Origin of the sequence: Moheibacter sediminis, from assembly GCF_900176425.1 — a bacterium.
In the GTDB taxonomy this organism is placed as follows: Bacteria; Bacteroidota; Bacteroidia; order Flavobacteriales; family Weeksellaceae; genus Moheibacter; species Moheibacter sediminis.
The window spans coordinates 125,872-144,274 of record NZ_FWXS01000008.1; the positions used below are offsets into that span (position 1 = coordinate 125,872).

The window sequence follows — 18,403 nt, forward strand, 5'->3', positions numbered from 1 at the left end:
ACTATTTCATTAGTCTTGAAGTTTAAGCCTTTCAATTTCCACTACTTGAAAAGTCATTTATGACAAATCAATAAAGTTAAATTGATAAGTTATGATTATCAATCATAATGGAAAGTACCCTCATGCTAAATTTCTCCAAAATATACCGTTTCATAATCTCAATAACCTTTCATACATTTACACAAAACCTTAACGCTTGCTTAAAGTAAATGAAATACTAAATAAGTATTGGCATTATCCGGATTTCATCTATCCGCAAAAAGAAATCATTGAAAGCGTTTTAAACAAAAAAGATACTCTCGCCATTCTCCCAACAGGTGGCGGAAAGTCTTTGTGTTACCAGATTCCGGCAATGGCAAACGAAGGAATCACCTTGGTCATTTCACCACTCATAGCATTGATGCAAGACCAAATCCAAAACCTCGAATCCAGAGGGATCAAAGCCGTTTCCATCAATTCAACGCTCAATCAAGATGAAATTGCCCTCATTCTCGCAAAATGTAAACTCGGCGATGTGAAATTACTTTACATAGCACCCGAACGCTTGCAAAGCCGAACATTCATTCAAGCCATTCAGGACTTAAAAATAGAACTCATTGCCGTTGACGAAGCGCATTGTATTTCTCAGTGGGGACACGACTTTCGTCCCGCTTACATGAAAATAAATCAACTCAGGACTTTGTTTCCAAAAGCCACAATTCTTGCATTGACTGCAACTGCGCCGCCGAAAATCAAACAAGAAATAATATCTTCTTTAAACCTAAAAGATGCCTCCGTATTTGAACATTCTCTCAAAAGAGAAAACCTGACTTATACAATTGTCAAATCCCCTGATTTGTTAGATGCTTTGGTGTATGAACTTCAGAAAAATCCCGGAGCAGCCATCATATTTGCAAGAACGCGCGAACAAACCTATAAAATCTCACAATACCTTGTAGAAAAAGGCTTCGATGCCGAATTTTTCCATGCAAAACTTTCTCTAGAAGAAAAAAATAAAAAGCAAAAAGACTGGATGCAAAGTGATTCGCAGATCATGGTTTCGACCAATGCATTTGGAATGGGAATTGACAAATCCAACGTCCGCAATGTGATTCACCTCGATTTGCCGTCGAGCATCGAAGCATATGTGCAGGAAGCGGGCAGGGCAGGGCGTGACGGAAAACCAGCAGCTTGTACTTTGTTTTTACAAAACAATGCTATCGAAAAGACGGAAAATATTTTCAAATCTGGATTGCCCAATCGTGAAGAATTCAGCTATATAAGCCGTATGCTTTACAACCATTTTGAAATCGGGGAAAACGAAAGGCCTGAACATCAGTACAATTTGGATTTAATTAAATTCATCAAAAAATTCAAATTAAATAAAAAAAGAACCTTAAAAACACTTGAATTTCTCGAACAGAAAGAAGTGCTTTTCATCAATAAATTTTCCACTTACAGCACCGCTCGGATTAATTCCAATCCCAACCAGCAGCAACAATCTAAAAAGTCACGTTACCGGATTTTAGAATATTTGGTTCGAAATCATCCCGGGATTTTATCACAGGAAAAATCAATAAGTGAATTCCTTATCGCACTTCAACTCAATAAATCAGTAAAAAAAGTAAGAAAAATCCTGCACCAGTTAAACGAAGAAGGATTTCTGGATTACAATGACCGAAGCATCAAAAAAATCATCTTTATCAGACCTCGAGAAACCAATTATTTACAAAATAATTTATGGTATGAATTTGAAAGAATTCAAGTGTTGCAATGGAAACGACTTCAGGAAATGATTTACTATACGGTTCAAAAAGGAATCTGCAGAGAAAAATTACTGCTTCGTTATTTCGGAGAAAAAACGGCGCAAAATTGTGGTAGATGCGACGTTTGTAAATCAGAAAATGTCGAATTGGATTCCGATTTGATTCTCATTTTTTTAGGAGAAACTCCCAAAACACTTCAGGAAATCCTCGCGTATTTTATAACTTCGCCCAAAGAATCAGTGCTCGTGACGTTACAGGAATTGATGGATGAAGAATTAATCGAAACCGCAGGACTGGATTCTTATATAAAGAAATAAATTAGAAAAAATGAAAGTCGTATTTATGGGAACGCCGGAATTTGCGGCGATATGTCTGGAAAGAATTCTGGAAAGCGAACATGAAGTGGTTGGTGTGATTACCGTTCCGGACAAACCTGCGGGAAGAGGGCAAAAGTTATCACAATCAGCGGTTGCGAAACTTGCTATTGAGAAAAACTTAAATTTGCTTCAACCTGAAAAACTGAAGAATATTGACTTCGTAAAAGAATTGAAAACTTTAAATGCAGATGCCTTTGTGGTGGTCGCCTTCAGGATGCTTCCCAAAGAGGTTTGGCAAATACCTGCGAAAGGAACTTTCAACCTGCACGCATCATTGTTGCCGGATTACCGTGGTGCAGCGCCGATCAATTGGGCAATCATCAATGGTGAAACCGAATCGGGCGTAACGACTTTTATGATTGATGAAAAAATCGATACCGGAAATATTTTGCTCAGTAATAAAGTTGAAATTCTTAACGATGATACCGCAGGCGATTTACATGATAAATTGGTGGAAGTAGGGAAAGAATTAATCATCGAAACTTTGAACGGATTGGAAAAAGGAATCATTATCCCAAAATCTCAGCCTGAAGTTGCGGAAGAAAAAGCAGCTCCAAAAATTTTCCGTGAAGACTGTAAAATTGACTGGAATGAAAGTCTGGAAAATATACATAATAAGATACGTGGTTTAAGCCCGTATCCAGCTGCTTGGTCTTTGTTGAAAGTCAATAATGAAGAAAAACAAATCAAGATTTACAAAGGACATTTTGAATTTGCTGAAATAGATTCCGGTAAAATCAACCAGATTGAATTTGAAAAAGTGATTATCAAAATCAACCACACACAAGGGCATTATTTCATAGAAGAATTACAGCCAGAAGGCAAAAGACGCATGAATGCGCAGGATTTCATTAATGGATTAAATGATAAATCAGGCTTTCAGATTGTCTAAACTGCTCTAAAACAAGCAAAAATGATATTGGTTATTAACAAATCGCATAGTTTTTTCAACAAAATGGTTAAATTTTTTATTGAAAAGTTGCGTGAATAGTGGATTCTACTATATTTGTGTAACATAAATCATTAAAATCTTTAGAATTATGAACAAATCAGAATTAATCGACGCAATTGCAGCTGACGCTGGAATATCAAAAGCAGCAGCAAAAAAAGCATTAGATTCATTTACAACTAATGTTACAGGGGCGTTGTCAAAAGGTGAAAAAATCTCTTTAGTAGGTTTCGGTACTTTCTCAACTTCAGAAAGAAGCGCGAGAAACGGTATCAACCCTCAAACTAAAAAGACTATCAAAATCGCTGCTAAAACAGTTGCGAAATTCAAAGCAGGTTCTGAATTATCAGCTGCAGTTGATGTTAAAAAGAAAAAATAATCAAATTAATTTTGATTTAAAATGAAACCCTTTCACATCGAAAGGGTTTTTTTATTGCTTGAATTTTATTTTTTTTGGCGGCATTTCGGGCTGCTCCGGTGTTCCGTACTCGCCTCATGCTCGCACCAAGCCCTGCGTATCCCGGCCGCATATCCGTTAAAAAAAACAGATTTCTAATTTTTTAAGGTGCCAATCTTTCAATTACCCAATTTTCATTTTCCAATCGGTACCTCAAACGGTCATGCAATCGGCTTGGTCGCCCTTGCCAGAACTCAAATTCAATCGGGCTTACCAAGTAGCCTCCCCAATTTTCCAGACGAGCGACAACTTTACCTTCATGTTGTTTCTGGAGCTCGAGAGCTTTTTCATCTAAATTCTCATCCAAATCGATTACAGAGCTTTGCGCAGAAACGATTGCGCCGATTTGGCTCTCAAACGGACGTTTTTGGAAATATTCATCTGACATCTCAGCCGGAACTTTTGTGGCATTTCCTTTTATGATGATTTGCTGTTCATGCGCCGGCCAGAAAAATGAAAGACAGACTTTGTCTGAATTTTCAATCGAATTTCCTTTTTCACTTTTATAATTCGTATAAAATACAAATCCATCCAGATTATATTCTTTCAGCAAAACAATGCGCGTTCGCGGGAAATTGTCTTGTCCGATGGTCGCTAAACTCATTGCATTCGGTTCTTCTATTCTCGATGCTTCCACAGCATTGTCATACCATGATTTGAATAATTCGTAAGGATTTAATTCTAAGTTTTGAAAATCTATAAAATCTTTGGAATAAACTTTTCTTTTATCGCTTAAGTCTTGTTTCATTGGAATTTTTTTTTATCTTTATCAAACAGACGATTAATTTTAATCCAAAATTAATGCAAATTAAAACCATAACAAAGGGGAATATTCTGATAGCGCAACCCGTATTGAATGATCACACGTTCAATCGCTCTGTGGTTCTGATTACCGATCACAATGAATTAGGCTCGGTTGGTTTTATACTTAACAAGCCGATTAACCATTCTGTGAATACTTTTGTTTCTGAATTAGAATCTGATTTTTCTGTTTATGAAGGAGGTCCTGTGGAAACACAAAATTTGTATTATTTACACAAAAGACCGGACTTAATCCTCAATAGCGAGCCGATTTCGAAAGGACTTTATTGGTCAGGTGAATACGAAGATGTGAAAAATGCAATCAATAACGGACTAATTGATGAGAGTGAAATTCGTTTTTATCTAGGTTACAGCGGTTGGGGGGAAAACCAATTACAGTCTGAAATTGAAGACAATGCCTGGATAGCGGTTGAAGATGATGTGGATATTTTTCAGGATTGGGACAACAATCTTTGGAAACTTCAAATGAAAAAGCTGGGCGGAGAGCATTTGATTTGGCTCAATACACCTGCAGATCCTTCAATGAATTAAAGCTTTATTTTTATTCAGAGTGAAGTGAAACGGAACGAAGAAGCTCAAAACAATATTCTAGTTTGTTACGACAACAGAATTCATCAATTCTAAAACTTTTCCTGTCATTTCAGTCGTGTATTCTTTTTTACGATTTTGATGTATAGATAAAATTCCTTCTCCTTCCATACAGATAAAAAGTTCATTTGTTTTTTGCAGTTCAAACGGGAAAATATCGGTTTCCTCAAATTCAAATTCCTCACTTTTATCCAATAATTTACACAAATGATTTCTCAAAACACTTCTGATCCCGCCTTCTGAAATTTTTGGCGTTTTGATTTGATTTCCCTGAATCAGAAAAGGATTTCCCAAAACAGTTCTCGCAATTTTTTTGTCAGGATTGAGCAAAACCAAATCATTGTATTCGTTTTCCTGCATGTAGGCAAGCGCAACGATTTCTTCCGGTTTGTGTGAACGGATTTGTGTGAAAAAAGTCGGGTTTACCGAATAATCTTTGAAAATCTCAATTTCCGAAGGTAGGTTTTTCCAGATGTAGTTTGAATCCTCAAAAATTGTATTGACTTTAATAAGGTAAGAAATGCCGGATTGTGTCAATAAATCCTCAGAATTTGAATTTCTGAAAATGATGATTTCAATCTTTGCATTTTGAATTTCATTTTCTGAAATTGTTCTTAAAATTTCATTTTCCAGAAATTCAGGTGTGAAATCCATTGGTATTTTCATCCTGAAAATCCTGAGAGAAGCCATCAAATTAAAATAATGTTCTTCCCATAGCAGGATTTTTCCATCTGCTGCACGAACAAATTCTGTAATGAAATCACCATGTAGAAATGCGCGATTGTCAATTTTAAAAATTGAATCGGCATATTCCAACAGATTTCCATTGAGATTAAATTTCACAACGGTAAAGTTTAATTAAGAACCTAAAATTTGTTTGAGGTCGTCGATTTGGCTTTCCCAAAGTAATTGTGCTTTTTCTGTTTCGTCAGGTTCAGCAAAATCTGTAATCATCAAAGAAACATCACCCGTCAAATCATCTTCTACGATATTCAATTCGAAGAAAAATTTGGTATCTTCATCGTCTTCCCATTGAAAACGAACATAGGTATCTTGCTTACTTTTTATCAAAAAAGCAGATTCTTCATCTTCATCCCAAATGAAAGTATATTTTTCTCCGCGTGAATTCACGTTATCTGCGAACCATTCAGAAAGTCCCGAAGGGTTTGATATGTAATTGTAAAGCATTGATGGAGATGCGTTTATAACAAATTCCAGTTGAAATTTCTCTTTCGTCATTTTTGTTTTAATTGGGGTGCAATATATAAAATAGACTTTATCTGCCAAACATTTTTTCAATAAGTTTTGATGATTTGTCAGAAGATTCTATATTTGCACTCCCATTTGAAAATGAGGCGAGGTAGCTCAGTTGGTTAGAGCGTCGGATTCATAACCCGGAGGTCGGGGGATCGTGCCCCCCTCTCGCTACAAAAAGGACAGTTAAAAGCTGTCCTTTTTTTATTAATTTTAAATAGCATGAAATTTACAGTTTACGTATTGTTTTCTGAAAAGTACTCGAAACATCACTCAGGATTTACCATAAATCTTGAAGAAAGTTTATTGTCTCACAATGAAAATGGAAATGGCTGGACTGCAAAATACAGCCCATGGAAGTTGATCTTCTCTAAAGAATTTGAAACAAAAAAGGATGCAATAAAATTTGAAAAGTGGTTAAAATCACGTGTAGGTATAGATTTTATCAATAACCTTGAGCACTAATTAAAGGTTTTTATCTGCTTCGAAAAGATTTGAATATTTTTCAATAAATAACCAAATTATTCTTTTTTATTAGGTTTGCATCATGTACTCAAAAGAAGAAGCACAGCAAATCCGTACAAAATTCTGGATTTCCTTTGGGCAATATATGAAATTGCACCTATCATCTGAAGGTGAATCCATCAATTGGGTCAATTACAAAACCGGCATCAAAGATTTGTTTTTCAAAACAGATATAAGTAACAAATCTGCAAAAATTTCCATCGAAATTACCCACAAAGATTTAAGCATTCAGGAATTGATGTATGAGCAATTCCAAGAATTCCAATCGATGTTTCATTCTTATTTTGATGAAGAATGGATCTGGTCAAAACAATATTCGGACGAACAAGGAAAAATTATAAGTTCGATTGAATTGACTTTGGAAGGCGTAAGCATTTTCAGGGAATCGGACTGGGTAATCATAATTAATTTTCTGAAAACCAATTTGATAAACTTGGATGGGTTTTGGAATGATGTAAAAGATTCTTTTGAAATGTTTAAATAGATTAATTATATTTGATAGAATATTTAACACATAATTAATCTTTTATTTTGCGAGAATGAAGAAATTTTTATCCTTTCTTACCTTAATCTTCTTATTTTTATTCTACTCAAAAGCCCAAGTTATACCTGAAGACGATATTAATCCGATTTGTGATGGACAGTCAATTTCAATGGGGGCACCGGGTAATTCTGGGATTAATAATATTACCATCTATTGTAATGAATTTCAGCCATTGTCACCATACATTGATTTTTATTATGTAAGAATCATGTCAGGAACCACTTTTACTTTTTTGGTAGAGCCGGTGGGAAATGATGATTATGATTTTGGAGCATGGTTAAATCCTGATTTAAATAATCTCGGCAGTACACCGGACTCTAATGTCAGAGGTTCTCAAAATGATCCAAATGCAACTGGGGTTTATCATTTAGGTTTATCTCTTACAGCTACTGATCTCTGTGAAGGAGGAGGTTCGACAGGAGTTCCAGAACCAGGTCTGGTAAGGTATTTTGATGTGCAGCCGGGTGATGAAATTCTTATAGCCATAGACAGGTGGAGTCAAACTTCTCAAGGTTATACCATTTCTTTTGGTGGAGATTCAGAGTTAGATTGTACTATCGTGGGTGATTCCTATGGTAAATGCGATGTAGATGGAAACGGACAGGAATCTTTTCTGGCAGCGGATTTTCTACCTGATTTAAATGCTGATTTCCCAGGAGGACAATTTGAATTTTATACTACTCAACAGAACGCAGAAAACGGAACCGGAACACAGGTCACATTTCCGCATCCTGTAAATATAATAAACAATCCAAGTGAACTTTTTGTGAGAGTGGAAAATTCAAGTGGAGCTTTTGTCCGTGCTGTTCAGATATTCTTATATGTAAATGAAGTTCCGCAACTGTCAACACCTGTCAGTTTGCCTCCCAAATGTGATTTAGACGGAGATGATGAGGAATCTTTTGATTTAACACAAGCACAAAGCCTTTTAGTTAGCGGCCCAAATTTATTTACTTATAAATTTTATGAATCTCAATCAGATGCCATAGCAGGAGGTAACAATAACATAACTACTCCTACAGCATACGATTCAGGAACAGCGACCATATATGTAAGAGTGGAAACAGGTCCTGTGAGTGGAAATGAAGAAGGTTGTTTTTCAATAGGAGAAATTAATCTTATCCTGACACCACAAACCGAAACCGTATTTGATTTAGAAAATGAATACTGCTTGGATTCTACTCCCCCGGCATTGTCCAATTTGTCAGATAATGGTGTAAACGGTACTTGGTCTCCTGCCATAATCAACACAACAACAATTGGTACAGTTACTTATACATTTACACCTAATTTAAATGAATGTGCCACCGAATTTCAAATCGAAATCGAAATTGTAGAGGGCATCACGCCTCAATTTAATCTCGAAACCTCTTTTTGTCAAAATACAACAACACCAATTTTGCCTTTGATGTCAGACAATGCCATTGCCGGAACATGGTTTCCTGCTGCAATTGACAGTTCTACTCCAGGTGTGGTGACTTATACATTTACGCCAGATGATTCCAATTGTACAGCAATATTTGAAATTGAAATTGAAATAATTGCCTCAGCACTATTGAATAATTCTTTAGAAATAGAATTATGTGATGAGAATTTTGATGGAATTTATGAATATAATTTAACCGAATTAAATTCAGAATTAATCAATCCGACGACAGGACTGATATTCAGTTATTATGCAACTCAGCAAGATTTCGATAACGACAATCCAATTCCACAAACCGAATGGAACAATTATGAATTCAACAATTTACCTACTGCTATAATTGTTGCAGCTGAGAATGCTGAAGGTTGTATATCAGAAGAAGTTTCAGTTCAATTTATTGAAGGTCAGGGTATTATTTTGTTAGATGCGCCTTATCAAATTTCATTTTGTGAAGGCGAAACTGTGAATTTAACAGAACATAATTCAATTTACACAAATGAAACCGTTACAGTTACATACTATGCAACATTGGAAAATGCTCAAACAGAAACTTCGCCATTGACAGCAATAACCAATTATTCCCCTTCAATTGCAGAACCTATATATGTTCGACTTGAAAAATTAGGAAGATGTCCGGAGATAATTGAGGTTGAATTTATTTTAGGTCAGGAAGTGCAGCACAATTCCGGAACATTTGGTCCTATAAATTTTTGCGAAGATGAAACGATTGACTTGACTGCATTTGAAAATGATATTGCGTTGGAAACCGGCGTTAATTTTACTTATTACGAATCTTTGCTAGACGCAGAAAATCAAGAAAATCCGATCACAGATGAAACGGCTTATCTTACACAAGGAAATGGAATTATTTACGTAAGATTGACAAAAACAGACAGATGTGCTGTCATAATAGAATTAGCATATCAGCAAAGACCAAATCCGATAATTACAGGACTGGAGCCTTTGAACAGAATAATTTGTGAAGGAAATGAAACCATAGAGATAGAGGCAAGTACTGAAGATTCAAATGCTTCATTTTTATGGACTTGGGGTAATAATCAAAGTCAGTCCGGTGCGGCAATTGAAATTACACAATCAGGAACTTATATTTTAACTGTGACTGACTCCAATGGCTGCATAAGCACAGAGGAATTGATCATCGAAGCATCTCCTGCACCAATTATAAGATCCATAGAATCCGGTAATAACTATTTGGTGGTCTCTGCCGAAGCAACTTCAGGAGGAACATTAGAATATTCACTCAACAATGTCATGTGGCAGACGAGCCCGAGATTCGATAATTTAGTCAAAGGAGAAATTTATACCATTTATGTGCGTGAAAATGGCTGCGAAGTAACAAGTTATCAGGCAGTGATTTTAGATGTACCTAATTTTATTTCCCCAAATGGAGATGGTTATAACGACCAGTGGACAATAAGAGGAATTGAAATTACTCCAGACTCTACTATCAAGATATTTGACCGTTACGGGAAAATATTTATAGACACCAACTTTGACGGAAATTATGTTTGGGACGGGAAATATGCAGGAAGACCTTTGCCGTCAGGCGATTACTGGTACATCATGCAGATTCCGTCAGATGGAGTCATTGTAGCACAAAAGTTTGTAGGACACGTATCCATAAAAAATCTTTAAACCAAAATTAAGACTGAATTTTACTTTAATTAAATCACGAAATCAATTTCATTAAAGTTTATAAAATACAATCTTTACAAGAATGTAATGTTAAAATATTTGAACAATATCGAAAAATCTTTGTAGATTCGACACCGCAAGATTTTAGTGCATCTGGGTAGTTGCAGGTTGTGTCAAAATGAGGTCATGACACACCAAATAAAATCAAATTATGGCTTGATGAAATAATTTTGAGCATAAAAGCGTTAGGAATATAGATTACACACATGAGAAAAATTCTACTTATTGCCATCATAGGTATCGTTGGGTCTAGCAACTTAGTTGCACAGGAGGGATTACCGTTTTATAATCACTATTTGGTAAGTGATCGATACCTGATTAATCCATCGTACGCCGGAGCCAATCCTGAAGTTTTAAGTGTAACGGGAAGTTACCGAAACCAATGGGCAGACTTGCCGGAAAGTCCTAACACCCAAACAGTAAGTGTGCATGCAACTGTCGTTGACCGTTTGGCATTTGGATTATATGTCTTCAATGATGAAAACGGTTTGACCAGCTTGAGAGGTATCAATCTTTCAGCCGCGTACCACATTCCTATCAGCAGCAGAAGAGATATGTACGAAGATGAAGAAGAAGATAAATTCTCTTTCGGTTTATCATACAACACATTCCAGCAGGTTTTAGATTTAGATAGGATCAATGTCAATCAGCCAAATGACCCTCTCTTACGGGAAGATACTTACAATCTGAGTTATTTTAATTTAGGTATTTCATTTAATTATGCCGGATTATTTGGTGGAGTTTCAGTTTTAGATATACCATTGGCTCAAAACGAAGCGGTTGCAGATGGGATAGAACCATTGCCAACTTGGTATTATTTAATGTTAGGTTACAAATTCAGAGTTACTGAAGGAATCAATTTAGAACCTTCATTGGTAATGAATTTAAATTCCAATTCAGAAAGACATTTAGATTTAAATTTAATTTCACACATCGGATTTGGCGAACGCCAGCAAGGGCTTGATTTAGGAGTTTCTTACCGTCAGGACATGGACAAAAACGGTTCTCAGGGACTCAGTGTTTCTCCATTGGTTAAATTAAAAATCGGAGGATTGAAACTAGGGATGTCTTATGACATTGGACTTTCTGACATCGCAACCGAAGCCGGAAATGGAATTTTATTCAGCTTAGGATATGACTTTTCAAATCCATTCAATCCGGATTTCAGATAATTAATTCAAAAAAATATTTATAAAAAACCATCCCATTCGGATGGTTTTTTTGTTTTCAGTAAAATTAGTTCAAAAAAATATTTAAAATTAAATAATTGATTTTAAGCAAATTATAATTTTAAATTAAAATATTTTAAAAAAATACAGTACTTTGTTTTGCATAATACTATTTTAAATTTATATATTTGCAATACAAAATGAATATCGAGATGGATATAGAGAAAAACAAAACGCAAATGAGAAAAGGAATACTGGAGTATTGCATTCTCAGCATCATAAAAAGAGGAGGTGATGCCTATGCCTCAGATATCATTGACGAATTGAAAAAATCGGAAATGATTGTGGTGGAAGGTACACTGTATCCACTTTTGACAAGACTCAAAAACGATGACCTGCTAAATTACAGATGGGAAGAATCAACCTCAGGTCCGCCCAGAAAGTATTACACGCTCACCGAAACAGGTATTTCCTTTTTACAGGAACTAGCCGAAACATGGAACCAACTACAAAACGCAGTAAACAAAGTAACTCAAGATACAAATCAACATGGATAAGACAATTTCAATCAGTTTAGGCGGTTTTTCCTTTATTGTAGACGACCGCGCTTATTTAAAGCTCAAAAGCTATTTAGACGAAATCCGTCATTCACTTCAGGGAATGGAAGGTACTGACGACATCATCGCAGACGTAGAAACCAGAATCGCAGAACTTTTAAAAGAAAAATTAGGCGTTCGCGAAGTTGTAAACGAATTAGATGTAGAATATATAGTAGGGGTAATGGGACGTCCGGAACAATACATGGACGAAGAAGAGCCTGAAACCAAAAAATCATATACTTCTTCAGGAAACACTTACAGAAGCACAACTTCAGGAGAAAGAGTGAAAAAGAAACTCTACCGCGATCCAAATGACAAAATCATCGCCGGCGTACTTTCCGGGTTAGCACATTACTTAGGAGTTGACACTTGGATTACCAGAGTATTGTTCATTGTTTTGATGTTCTCAGACATCTTTGTTTCTCTGACAAGCGTTACAGTAATCAGCTACATCGTACTTTGGATCATCCTTCCAAAAGCCGAAACTGCTACTCAAAAATATGAAATGTACGGTCAGGCAGGCGACTTCGAAACCATAAAAAAAAACGCCAGCCAAGCTGCGTCTGAAATGAAAGGTGTGGCGAGCGATGCATCCAGTGCACTGGGGAAAATTTTCCACGTACTCGGTAAAATCATACTCGTATTCTTGGGAATTATGTTGATTTGTACCGGAATCGGGTTGATCATCGCCGCCATTTCTCTTGTAGTTGCTACTTTTTCCGAAATTCCGATGCAGTTCTTTGGCTACATATTAGACGATCAGTGGCAAGACGTAACATCCAAAATTTTGTTTGTCATCTTATTCGCAATCCCGGCAATCCTGCTCATCATGCTAGGTTCACGACTCATTTCATCCAGAGTTAAAATCAACCGTACATTTGTATGGTCATCATTAGGCATATGGTTAATTGCAATTATCGGTAGTGGAATTTTAGCCATGAGCGTTGCCAAAAATTTCTTCCACGAAATAGAATACACAGACCAAAAATCCTATTCGATTGCAACAGACACCATCGCCATATCATTCAACGAATTCAAAAATGACGGCAAATACAAATACAAATGGTTCAACAACGGAAACAACGGATTTGCAGAAATAGACGGAAACTTACATTTGAAAATTGAAAAAGACATCCAGATCAAAAGAAGTGAAGACCAAAACATCCACGTAGAAGTCCTTTACAAATCCAAAGGAAGAAACATGGACAACGCACGTGACAACGCAGAAAGCATCCAGTACGATTACAAAGTCAACGCCAACGGTGAATTAGAATTTAACAGTTTCATGATCCTTCCAAAAGGATCTAAATTCAGAGACCAGGAAGTCGAAATCATCCTTTACGTACCTGCAGACAAAACCATTCAAGTCAAAAACGCAGAAGATATTATTTTGTTGAATGATAAAAATGAATACGAATATGAGTACGGAGAAAATAAATTCTTTAAATTTACAGACGGAAAGTTCAGCTGTACAAATTGCGAACACCATGAGGAGCATTATGACGAAAACAATGTCATCCACATCAACGCAGATTCAGACAGTGCGCAAGTCAAAGTAACCCGCGAGGGAATACACATAGAAGACGGTAAGGACAAAGTAATTATAGACAAAAAACAAATAAAAATATCCGATGGTACAGATTCTCTTAACATTGATCTCTCTGGTAATTGATTTCGTAATCACTACAATCAGTTAACACAAACGTAAAGACCTCACCACCATAGTGTGATAATATGCCGGATGTAAAATGTCCGGCTTTTTATTTCCCCAAACCCATTACACACTCCGTGTTCTTTGTAGTTAAAAAAACCGACCATTTAAAATTGACTTTGTCGGATCTTCGATTCCAAAATCTAAAATTCCATACTATTGCCTTTTGTCTTGTTTTCTTGGGCGTCTCATCGCGCTGCTTCGGGGTTCCGTATGCCGCCACAAACATAGACACTGCTCAGGCGGCACACCAAGCCCTGCACATCACGGACGCGGGGTCATCCCTTATCCATTCTTCACTAAACTTTAGCCATCTACCAGTCAGATGCAGCCATCAGTACAGAACATTGAGCCATCGGCTAAAAATATTTAAACACATACATTTTTCCCGTAAGCCTTTTAAACAGAGAAGTCCACAATAAAATTCATCCAAACTCAAAACCCTCACCACGCACCTCCATCCCCATTCAAAAAATTAACTTTTACATCTTATAAATACAGCCTAAATTCGTACAATTAAATTTGAATAAATGAAAATCGGAATTGTATGTTATCCGACCTATGGCGGAAGCGGTATCGTAGCGACAGAATTAGGAATGGACTTGGCAGAAAGAGGACATGAAGTTCACTTCATCAGCACCAGCCTTCCCGCACGATTAGACATCACTCTTTCCAACATCTATTTCCATAAAGTCAATGTAGAAACTTATCCTTTATTCGAGGAATATCAACCGTATTCATTAGCATTGAGTACCATCATCGTAAACATTGCCCAATCACATGGATTAGATTTATTGCACGTTCACTATGCAATTCCACATGCTTACGCTGCCTATTTTGCCAAACAAATGTTGCGCGAAAAAGGAATCGAACTTCCTATTATAACGACACTTCACGGAACAGATATTACTTTGGTAGGGAATCATCCTGCTTACAAACCTGCAGTTGAATTTTCCATCAACCATTCCGACAAGGTAACAGCCGTTTCCGAAAGCTTAAAAAAAGAGACATACGAGTTTTTCTCCATCAATAATGAGATTGAAGTCATTCCCAACTTCATAGACAACGAACAATACCAATTCGATGAAAACTGCGGATGCAGAAATCAACTCGCAGACAGAAAAGAAAAAGTAATCATACATGTTTCCAACCTCAGAAAAGTAAAACGATTGAACGATGTAGTCAAAGTTTTCTACGAAATCCAAAAAGAAATCCCAGCAAAACTCATCATTGTCGGCGAAGGACCCCAATGGGAAATTGCAAACAATTTAATTAATGAGTTAGGCATTTCTGAAAAAGTAAAAGCATTGGGTAAAATCAATGACTTATACAACGTACTTTGTTCATCCGATTTATTTTTACTTCCTTCCGAAAAAGAAAGCTTTGGTTTAGCCGCGCTCGAAGCAATGGCAGCCAGAGTTCCTGTAATTTCATCCAATGCCGGCGGGATTCCAGAAGTGAACATCGATGGCGAAACAGGTTATGTACTTCCCGTAGGTGATGTAAAAGGAATGGCTGAAAAAGCAATTGAATTGTTGAAGGACGATGCCAAGATGATTCAATTCAAAGAAAATGCAAAAAATCAAGCTCTCAAATTCGATAAGAAAAACATACTGCCGATGTATGAAGAATTATATCTTTCCGTTTTGGAAAAGGTAAAATGACCCAAATTCAATCGTTAATCATTTCTTAAAATTATTAAGAATTAATCTAAACTAATGCAGTAAAGGCTTACAATGATATTTTTCATTGTGAAAAGCATTCAACTTTTCTAAATTTGTTCTAATTCAAATCAAAAACTGCTTTATGGCAAAAGAATCTCTGCTCCGTTCATCTATCGGAAAGAAATTTACAATGGCTTTATCGGCACTATTTTTAGTGCTGTTTTTAGGTCAGCACTTTGTACTTAACTCACTTGCCGTGATTTGTCCGGCAGCTTTCAATGAAGCTTCCCATTTTATGGGGTATCAGCCGATAGTTCAATTTGTAATTCAACCCATTCTTATCATTGCTGTGGTTTACCACTTCGTAATGGGATTTGTGCTTGAAATTCAAAATAAAAAAGCACGTGGTCCTGTGGGCTATGCAGTTAATAATTCAAACGCAAATTCAACATGGGCTTCTAGAAATATGATTTGGAGTGGTGCTACGATTTTAGCATTTTTAGTATTACATTTTATTGATTTTTGGATTCCGGAAATTGCACATAAATATGTCCACTTTTTACCGGAAGATCCAAATCGTTACTATCCTGAATTGATGCACAAATTCGAAAACCCGATTCGCGTAGCAGCTTATGTAATTTCATTTTTCTTATTGATGATGCACTTATTACATGGATTCCAATCAGCATTTCAGTCAATGGGTGCAAATCACAGAAAATACACACCATTTATAAAATCTTTTGGGAAAGCATTTGCAATCGTAGTTCCTGTCGGATTTATGTTAATTGCAATTATTTGTTACCTAAAAAACATTGAAGTATTATGAGCAAATTAGATTCTAAAATACCTGCAGGAGATATTTCTGAAAAGTGGAATAAATACAAAGAACATCTTCGTTTAGTTGCTCCAAACAACCGTGGTAAAATTGATATAATCATTGTAGGAACCGGATTGGCAGGTGGTTCTGCAGCTGCAACCTTGGCAGAAATGGGTTATAATGTAAAAGCATTTTGTTACCAGGATTCACCCCGTAGAGCGCACTCGATTGCGGCGCAAGGTGGTGTAAATGCTGCGAAAAATTACCAGAATGACGGAGATTCGATTCACCGTTTATTTTATGATACGATTAAAGGAGGAGATTACCGTGCAAGAGAGGCAAACGTTCACCGTTTGGCAGAAGTTTCCGGAAATATAATTGACCAATGTGTTGCGCAGGGTGTTCCTTTCGCACGTGAATACGGTGGTTTATTGGACAACCGTTCCTTTGGTGGAACACAGGTTCAGCGTACTTTTTATGCGGCAGGACAAACAGGTCAGCAGTTATTATTAGGTGCTTATTCTGCTATGAACCGTCAAATCGGTAAAGGTAGAATCCAGATGTATAATCGCCACGAAATGTTGGATTTGGTTTTGGTCAATGGAAAAGCACGTGGAATCATTGCGAGAAATTTAGTTACAGGTGAGATTGAAAGACATTCGGCTCATGCTGTGATTATTGCTTCAGGTGGTTACGGAAACGTATTTTTCCTTTCTACAAATGCAATGGGAAGCAACGTAACTGCTGCGTGGAAAATCCACAAAAGAGGTGCTTATTTTGCAAATCCATGTTATACGCAGATTCACCCTACTTGTATTCCGGTTCATGGAACACAGCAATCGAAACTGACTTTAATGTCAGAATCCTTGAGAAATGACGGTAGAATTTGGGTTCCGAAAAAACTGGAAGATGCTGCGGCAATCCGTGAAGGACGCATGAAACCAACTGACATCAAAGAAGAAGACAGAGATTATTATTTAGAAAGAAGATATCCTGCTTTTGGAAACTTAGTTCCGCGTGACGTGGCTTCCAGAGCGGCAAAAGAAAGATGTGATGCCGGTTACGGTATCGAAAATAACGATACACAGGAAGGCGTTTACTTAGATTTTTCTGCGGCGATTATTCGTTATGGAAAAGAAAAAGCTTTGGTTTCGGGTGAACATAATCCTTCTGAACAAAGAATCATTCAACTTGGAGAAGAAGTTGTAAAAGCAAAATACGGAAACCTTTTCCAGATGTATGAGAAAATAACAGCTGACAATCCATACAAAACGCCCATGAAAATTTACCCTGCGGTTCACTATACAATGGGTGGAGTTTGGGTCGATTACAATTTAATGAGTTCTATTCCGGGATGTTTCGTTTTGGGAGAAGCAAACTTCTCTGACCATGGCGCAAACCGTTTGGGAGCTTCGGCTTTAATGCAAGGTTTGGCAGATGGATATTTCGTGATTCCTTATACAATTGCGGATTATTTGGCAGATGATATCAGAACCGGAAGAATTCCTACAGATTCTGCTGAATTTGAACAAGCTGAAAACGGAGTAAAGGACAAATTGAATTTCTTCCTTAATAATAAAGGAACTAAATCAGTTGATTATTTCCACAAAAAACTAGGTTTAGTTATGTGGAATAAAGTAGGAATGGCGCGAAACGAACAAGGTTTGAAAGAAGCCATTGCAGAAATTGACGAAATCAAAAAAGATTTCTGGCAAAATGTAAAAGTCCCGGGAACGCAGGATTCAATCAATCCTGAATTGGAAAAAGCGGTTCGTGTAGCTGACTTTTTGGAGCTGGGACAATTGATGGCGATGGATGCTTTGGAAAGAAAAGAATCTTGCGGAGGACATTTCAGAGAAGAATATCAGGATGAAGAAGGGGAAACTTTACGTGACGACGAAAACTTCAAACACGTTGCAGCTTGGGAATATGTAGGAGATGATATTAAACAGGAAGTTCGTCATGAAGAACCTTTGAATTATGAGTTCATCAAAATCGCAGCAAGAAATTACAAATCTTAAAATTATTGCCAAATAAATA

General features: G+C 36.7%; 16 protein-coding genes and 1 tRNA gene. 14 read left to right on the forward strand and 3 right to left on the reverse strand.

Annotated features, from left to right (window positions below; all coding sequences use genetic code 11):
* Positions 1–196: 196 nt before the first annotated feature.
* The 3 genes from B8977_RS12065 to B8977_RS12075 all read left to right on the forward strand — a co-directional run bounded on the left by B8977_RS12065 (position 197) and on the right by B8977_RS12075 (position 3,450).
* Entirely contained in the window at positions 197–2,062 is a 1,866-nt protein-coding gene (locus B8977_RS12065; RefSeq protein WP_084017979.1) for a RecQ family ATP-dependent DNA helicase, read from the forward strand.
* A gap of 10 nt (positions 2,063–2,072) precedes the next feature.
* Positions 2,073–3,014 (forward strand): methionyl-tRNA formyltransferase, encoded by a 942-nt coding sequence (gene fmt / locus B8977_RS12070; protein ID WP_084017980.1) that lies wholly within the window; start codon positions 2,073–2,075, stop codon positions 3,012–3,014.
* Between the two features lie 148 nt (positions 3,015–3,162).
* Positions 3,163–3,450 carry an HU family DNA-binding protein gene (locus B8977_RS12075; RefSeq protein WP_084017981.1) on the forward strand — a complete coding sequence of 96 codons (288 nt, stop codon included), beginning with the start codon at positions 3,163–3,165 and terminating at the stop codon, positions 3,448–3,450.
* Between the two features lie 181 nt (positions 3,451–3,631).
* Here B8977_RS12075 and pdxH read toward each other — a convergent pair whose 3' ends face one another.
* A complete protein-coding gene (pdxH, locus tag B8977_RS12080; RefSeq protein WP_084017982.1) occupies positions 3,632–4,276 on the reverse strand; it encodes a pyridoxamine 5'-phosphate oxidase in 645 nt (214 codons plus the stop codon).
* A 53-nt stretch (positions 4,277–4,329) separates the two neighbouring features.
* Here pdxH and B8977_RS12085 point away from each other — a divergent pair, with 53 nt between their 5' ends.
* The gene (locus B8977_RS12085) at positions 4,330–4,881 is read left to right on the forward strand and encodes a YqgE/AlgH family protein (RefSeq protein WP_084018033.1); all 552 of its coding nucleotides are present in this window, start codon (positions 4,330–4,332) and stop codon (positions 4,879–4,881) included.
* 57 nt (positions 4,882–4,938) lie between these two features.
* On the opposite strand, the gene B8977_RS12090 is transcribed toward B8977_RS12085, so the two are convergent.
* Positions 4,939–5,781, reverse strand: coding sequence for an aminotransferase class IV (locus tag B8977_RS12090; protein WP_084017983.1), 843 nt, complete (start codon positions 5,779–5,781; stop codon positions 4,939–4,941).
* 15 nt (positions 5,782–5,796) lie between these two features.
* Positions 5,797–6,177: an START-like domain-containing protein gene (locus B8977_RS12095; RefSeq protein WP_084017984.1), complete on the reverse strand. Its 381-nt coding sequence runs from the start codon at positions 6,175–6,177 to the stop codon at positions 5,797–5,799.
* A 115-nt stretch (positions 6,178–6,292) separates the two neighbouring features.
* Between B8977_RS12095 and B8977_RS12100 the strand changes: the two genes are divergently transcribed.
* The 10 genes from B8977_RS12100 (at position 6,293) to B8977_RS12145 (ending at position 18,384) form a co-directional block, all read left to right on the forward strand.
* Positions 6,293–6,366 (forward strand) — tRNA-Met (locus tag B8977_RS12100).
* Positions 6,367–6,414: 48 nt separating this feature from the next.
* Positions 6,415–6,657: a GIY-YIG nuclease family protein gene (locus B8977_RS12105; RefSeq protein ID WP_084017985.1), complete on the forward strand. Its 243-nt coding sequence runs from the start codon at positions 6,415–6,417 to the stop codon at positions 6,655–6,657.
* Between the two features lie 82 nt (positions 6,658–6,739).
* Positions 6,740–7,201: a DUF4268 domain-containing protein gene (locus B8977_RS12110; protein ID WP_084017986.1), complete on the forward strand. Its 462-nt coding sequence runs from the start codon at positions 6,740–6,742 to the stop codon at positions 7,199–7,201.
* A gap of 55 nt (positions 7,202–7,256) precedes the next feature.
* Entirely contained in the window at positions 7,257–10,343 is a 3,087-nt protein-coding gene (locus B8977_RS12115) for a T9SS type B sorting domain-containing protein (RefSeq protein ID WP_084017987.1), read from the forward strand.
* Positions 10,344–10,609: 266 nt separating this feature from the next.
* On the forward strand, positions 10,610–11,575 hold the full coding sequence (locus tag B8977_RS12120; protein ID WP_084017988.1) for a PorP/SprF family type IX secretion system membrane protein: 966 nt from the start codon (positions 10,610–10,612) through the stop codon (positions 11,573–11,575).
* Positions 11,576–11,784: 209 nt separating this feature from the next.
* Positions 11,785–12,129, forward strand: a complete 345-nt coding sequence (locus tag B8977_RS12125) for a PadR family transcriptional regulator (RefSeq protein WP_084017989.1) — start codon at positions 11,785–11,787, stop codon at positions 12,127–12,129.
* A complete protein-coding gene (locus B8977_RS12130) occupies positions 12,122–13,843 on the forward strand; it encodes a PspC domain-containing protein (RefSeq protein WP_084017990.1) in 1,722 nt (573 codons plus the stop codon). The genes B8977_RS12125 and B8977_RS12130 overlap by 8 nt, the downstream gene beginning before the upstream one ends.
* 569 nt (positions 13,844–14,412) lie before the next feature.
* Entirely contained in the window at positions 14,413–15,546 is a 1,134-nt protein-coding gene (gene bshA / locus B8977_RS12135) for an N-acetyl-alpha-D-glucosaminyl L-malate synthase BshA (RefSeq protein WP_084017991.1), read from the forward strand.
* A 142-nt stretch (positions 15,547–15,688) separates the two neighbouring features.
* Entirely contained in the window at positions 15,689–16,372 is a 684-nt protein-coding gene (locus B8977_RS12140; RefSeq protein ID WP_084017992.1) for a succinate dehydrogenase cytochrome b subunit, read from the forward strand.
* Entirely contained in the window at positions 16,369–18,384 is a 2,016-nt protein-coding gene (locus B8977_RS12145) for a fumarate reductase/succinate dehydrogenase flavoprotein subunit (protein ID WP_084017993.1), read from the forward strand. Before B8977_RS12140 ends, B8977_RS12145 begins: the two co-directional genes overlap by 4 nt.
* Positions 18,385–18,403: the final 19 nt, after the last annotated feature.

Bases quoted from the DNA above. Each gene is read 5' to 3' on its own strand.
- fmt (WP_084017980.1), top strand. From the start codon at position 2,073: ATGAAAGTCGTATTTATGGGAACGCCGGAATTTGCGGCGATATGTCTG.
- B8977_RS12075 (WP_084017981.1), top strand. From the start codon at position 3,163: ATGAACAAATCAGAATTAATCGACGCAATTGCAGCTGACGCTGGAATA.
- pdxH (WP_084017982.1), bottom strand. From the start codon at position 4,276: ATGAAACAAGACTTAAGCGATAAAAGAAAAGTTTATTCCAAAGATTTT.
- B8977_RS12085 (WP_084018033.1), top strand. From the start codon at position 4,330: ATGCAAATTAAAACCATAACAAAGGGGAATATTCTGATAGCGCAACCC.
- B8977_RS12095 (WP_084017984.1), bottom strand. From the start codon at position 6,177: ATGACGAAAGAGAAATTTCAACTGGAATTTGTTATAAACGCATCTCCA.
- B8977_RS12105 (WP_084017985.1), top strand. From the start codon at position 6,415: ATGAAATTTACAGTTTACGTATTGTTTTCTGAAAAGTACTCGAAACAT.
- B8977_RS12110 (WP_084017986.1), top strand. From the start codon at position 6,740: ATGTACTCAAAAGAAGAAGCACAGCAAATCCGTACAAAATTCTGGATT.
- B8977_RS12115 (WP_084017987.1), top strand. From the start codon at position 7,257: ATGAAGAAATTTTTATCCTTTCTTACCTTAATCTTCTTATTTTTATTC.
- B8977_RS12120 (WP_084017988.1), top strand. From the start codon at position 10,610: ATGAGAAAAATTCTACTTATTGCCATCATAGGTATCGTTGGGTCTAGC.
- B8977_RS12125 (WP_084017989.1), top strand. From the start codon at position 11,785: ATGGATATAGAGAAAAACAAAACGCAAATGAGAAAAGGAATACTGGAG.
- B8977_RS12130 (WP_084017990.1), top strand. From the start codon at position 12,122: ATGGATAAGACAATTTCAATCAGTTTAGGCGGTTTTTCCTTTATTGTA.
- bshA (WP_084017991.1), top strand. From the start codon at position 14,413: ATGAAAATCGGAATTGTATGTTATCCGACCTATGGCGGAAGCGGTATC.
- B8977_RS12140 (WP_084017992.1), top strand. From the start codon at position 15,689: ATGGCAAAAGAATCTCTGCTCCGTTCATCTATCGGAAAGAAATTTACA.
- B8977_RS12145 (WP_084017993.1), top strand. From the start codon at position 16,369: ATGAGCAAATTAGATTCTAAAATACCTGCAGGAGATATTTCTGAAAAG.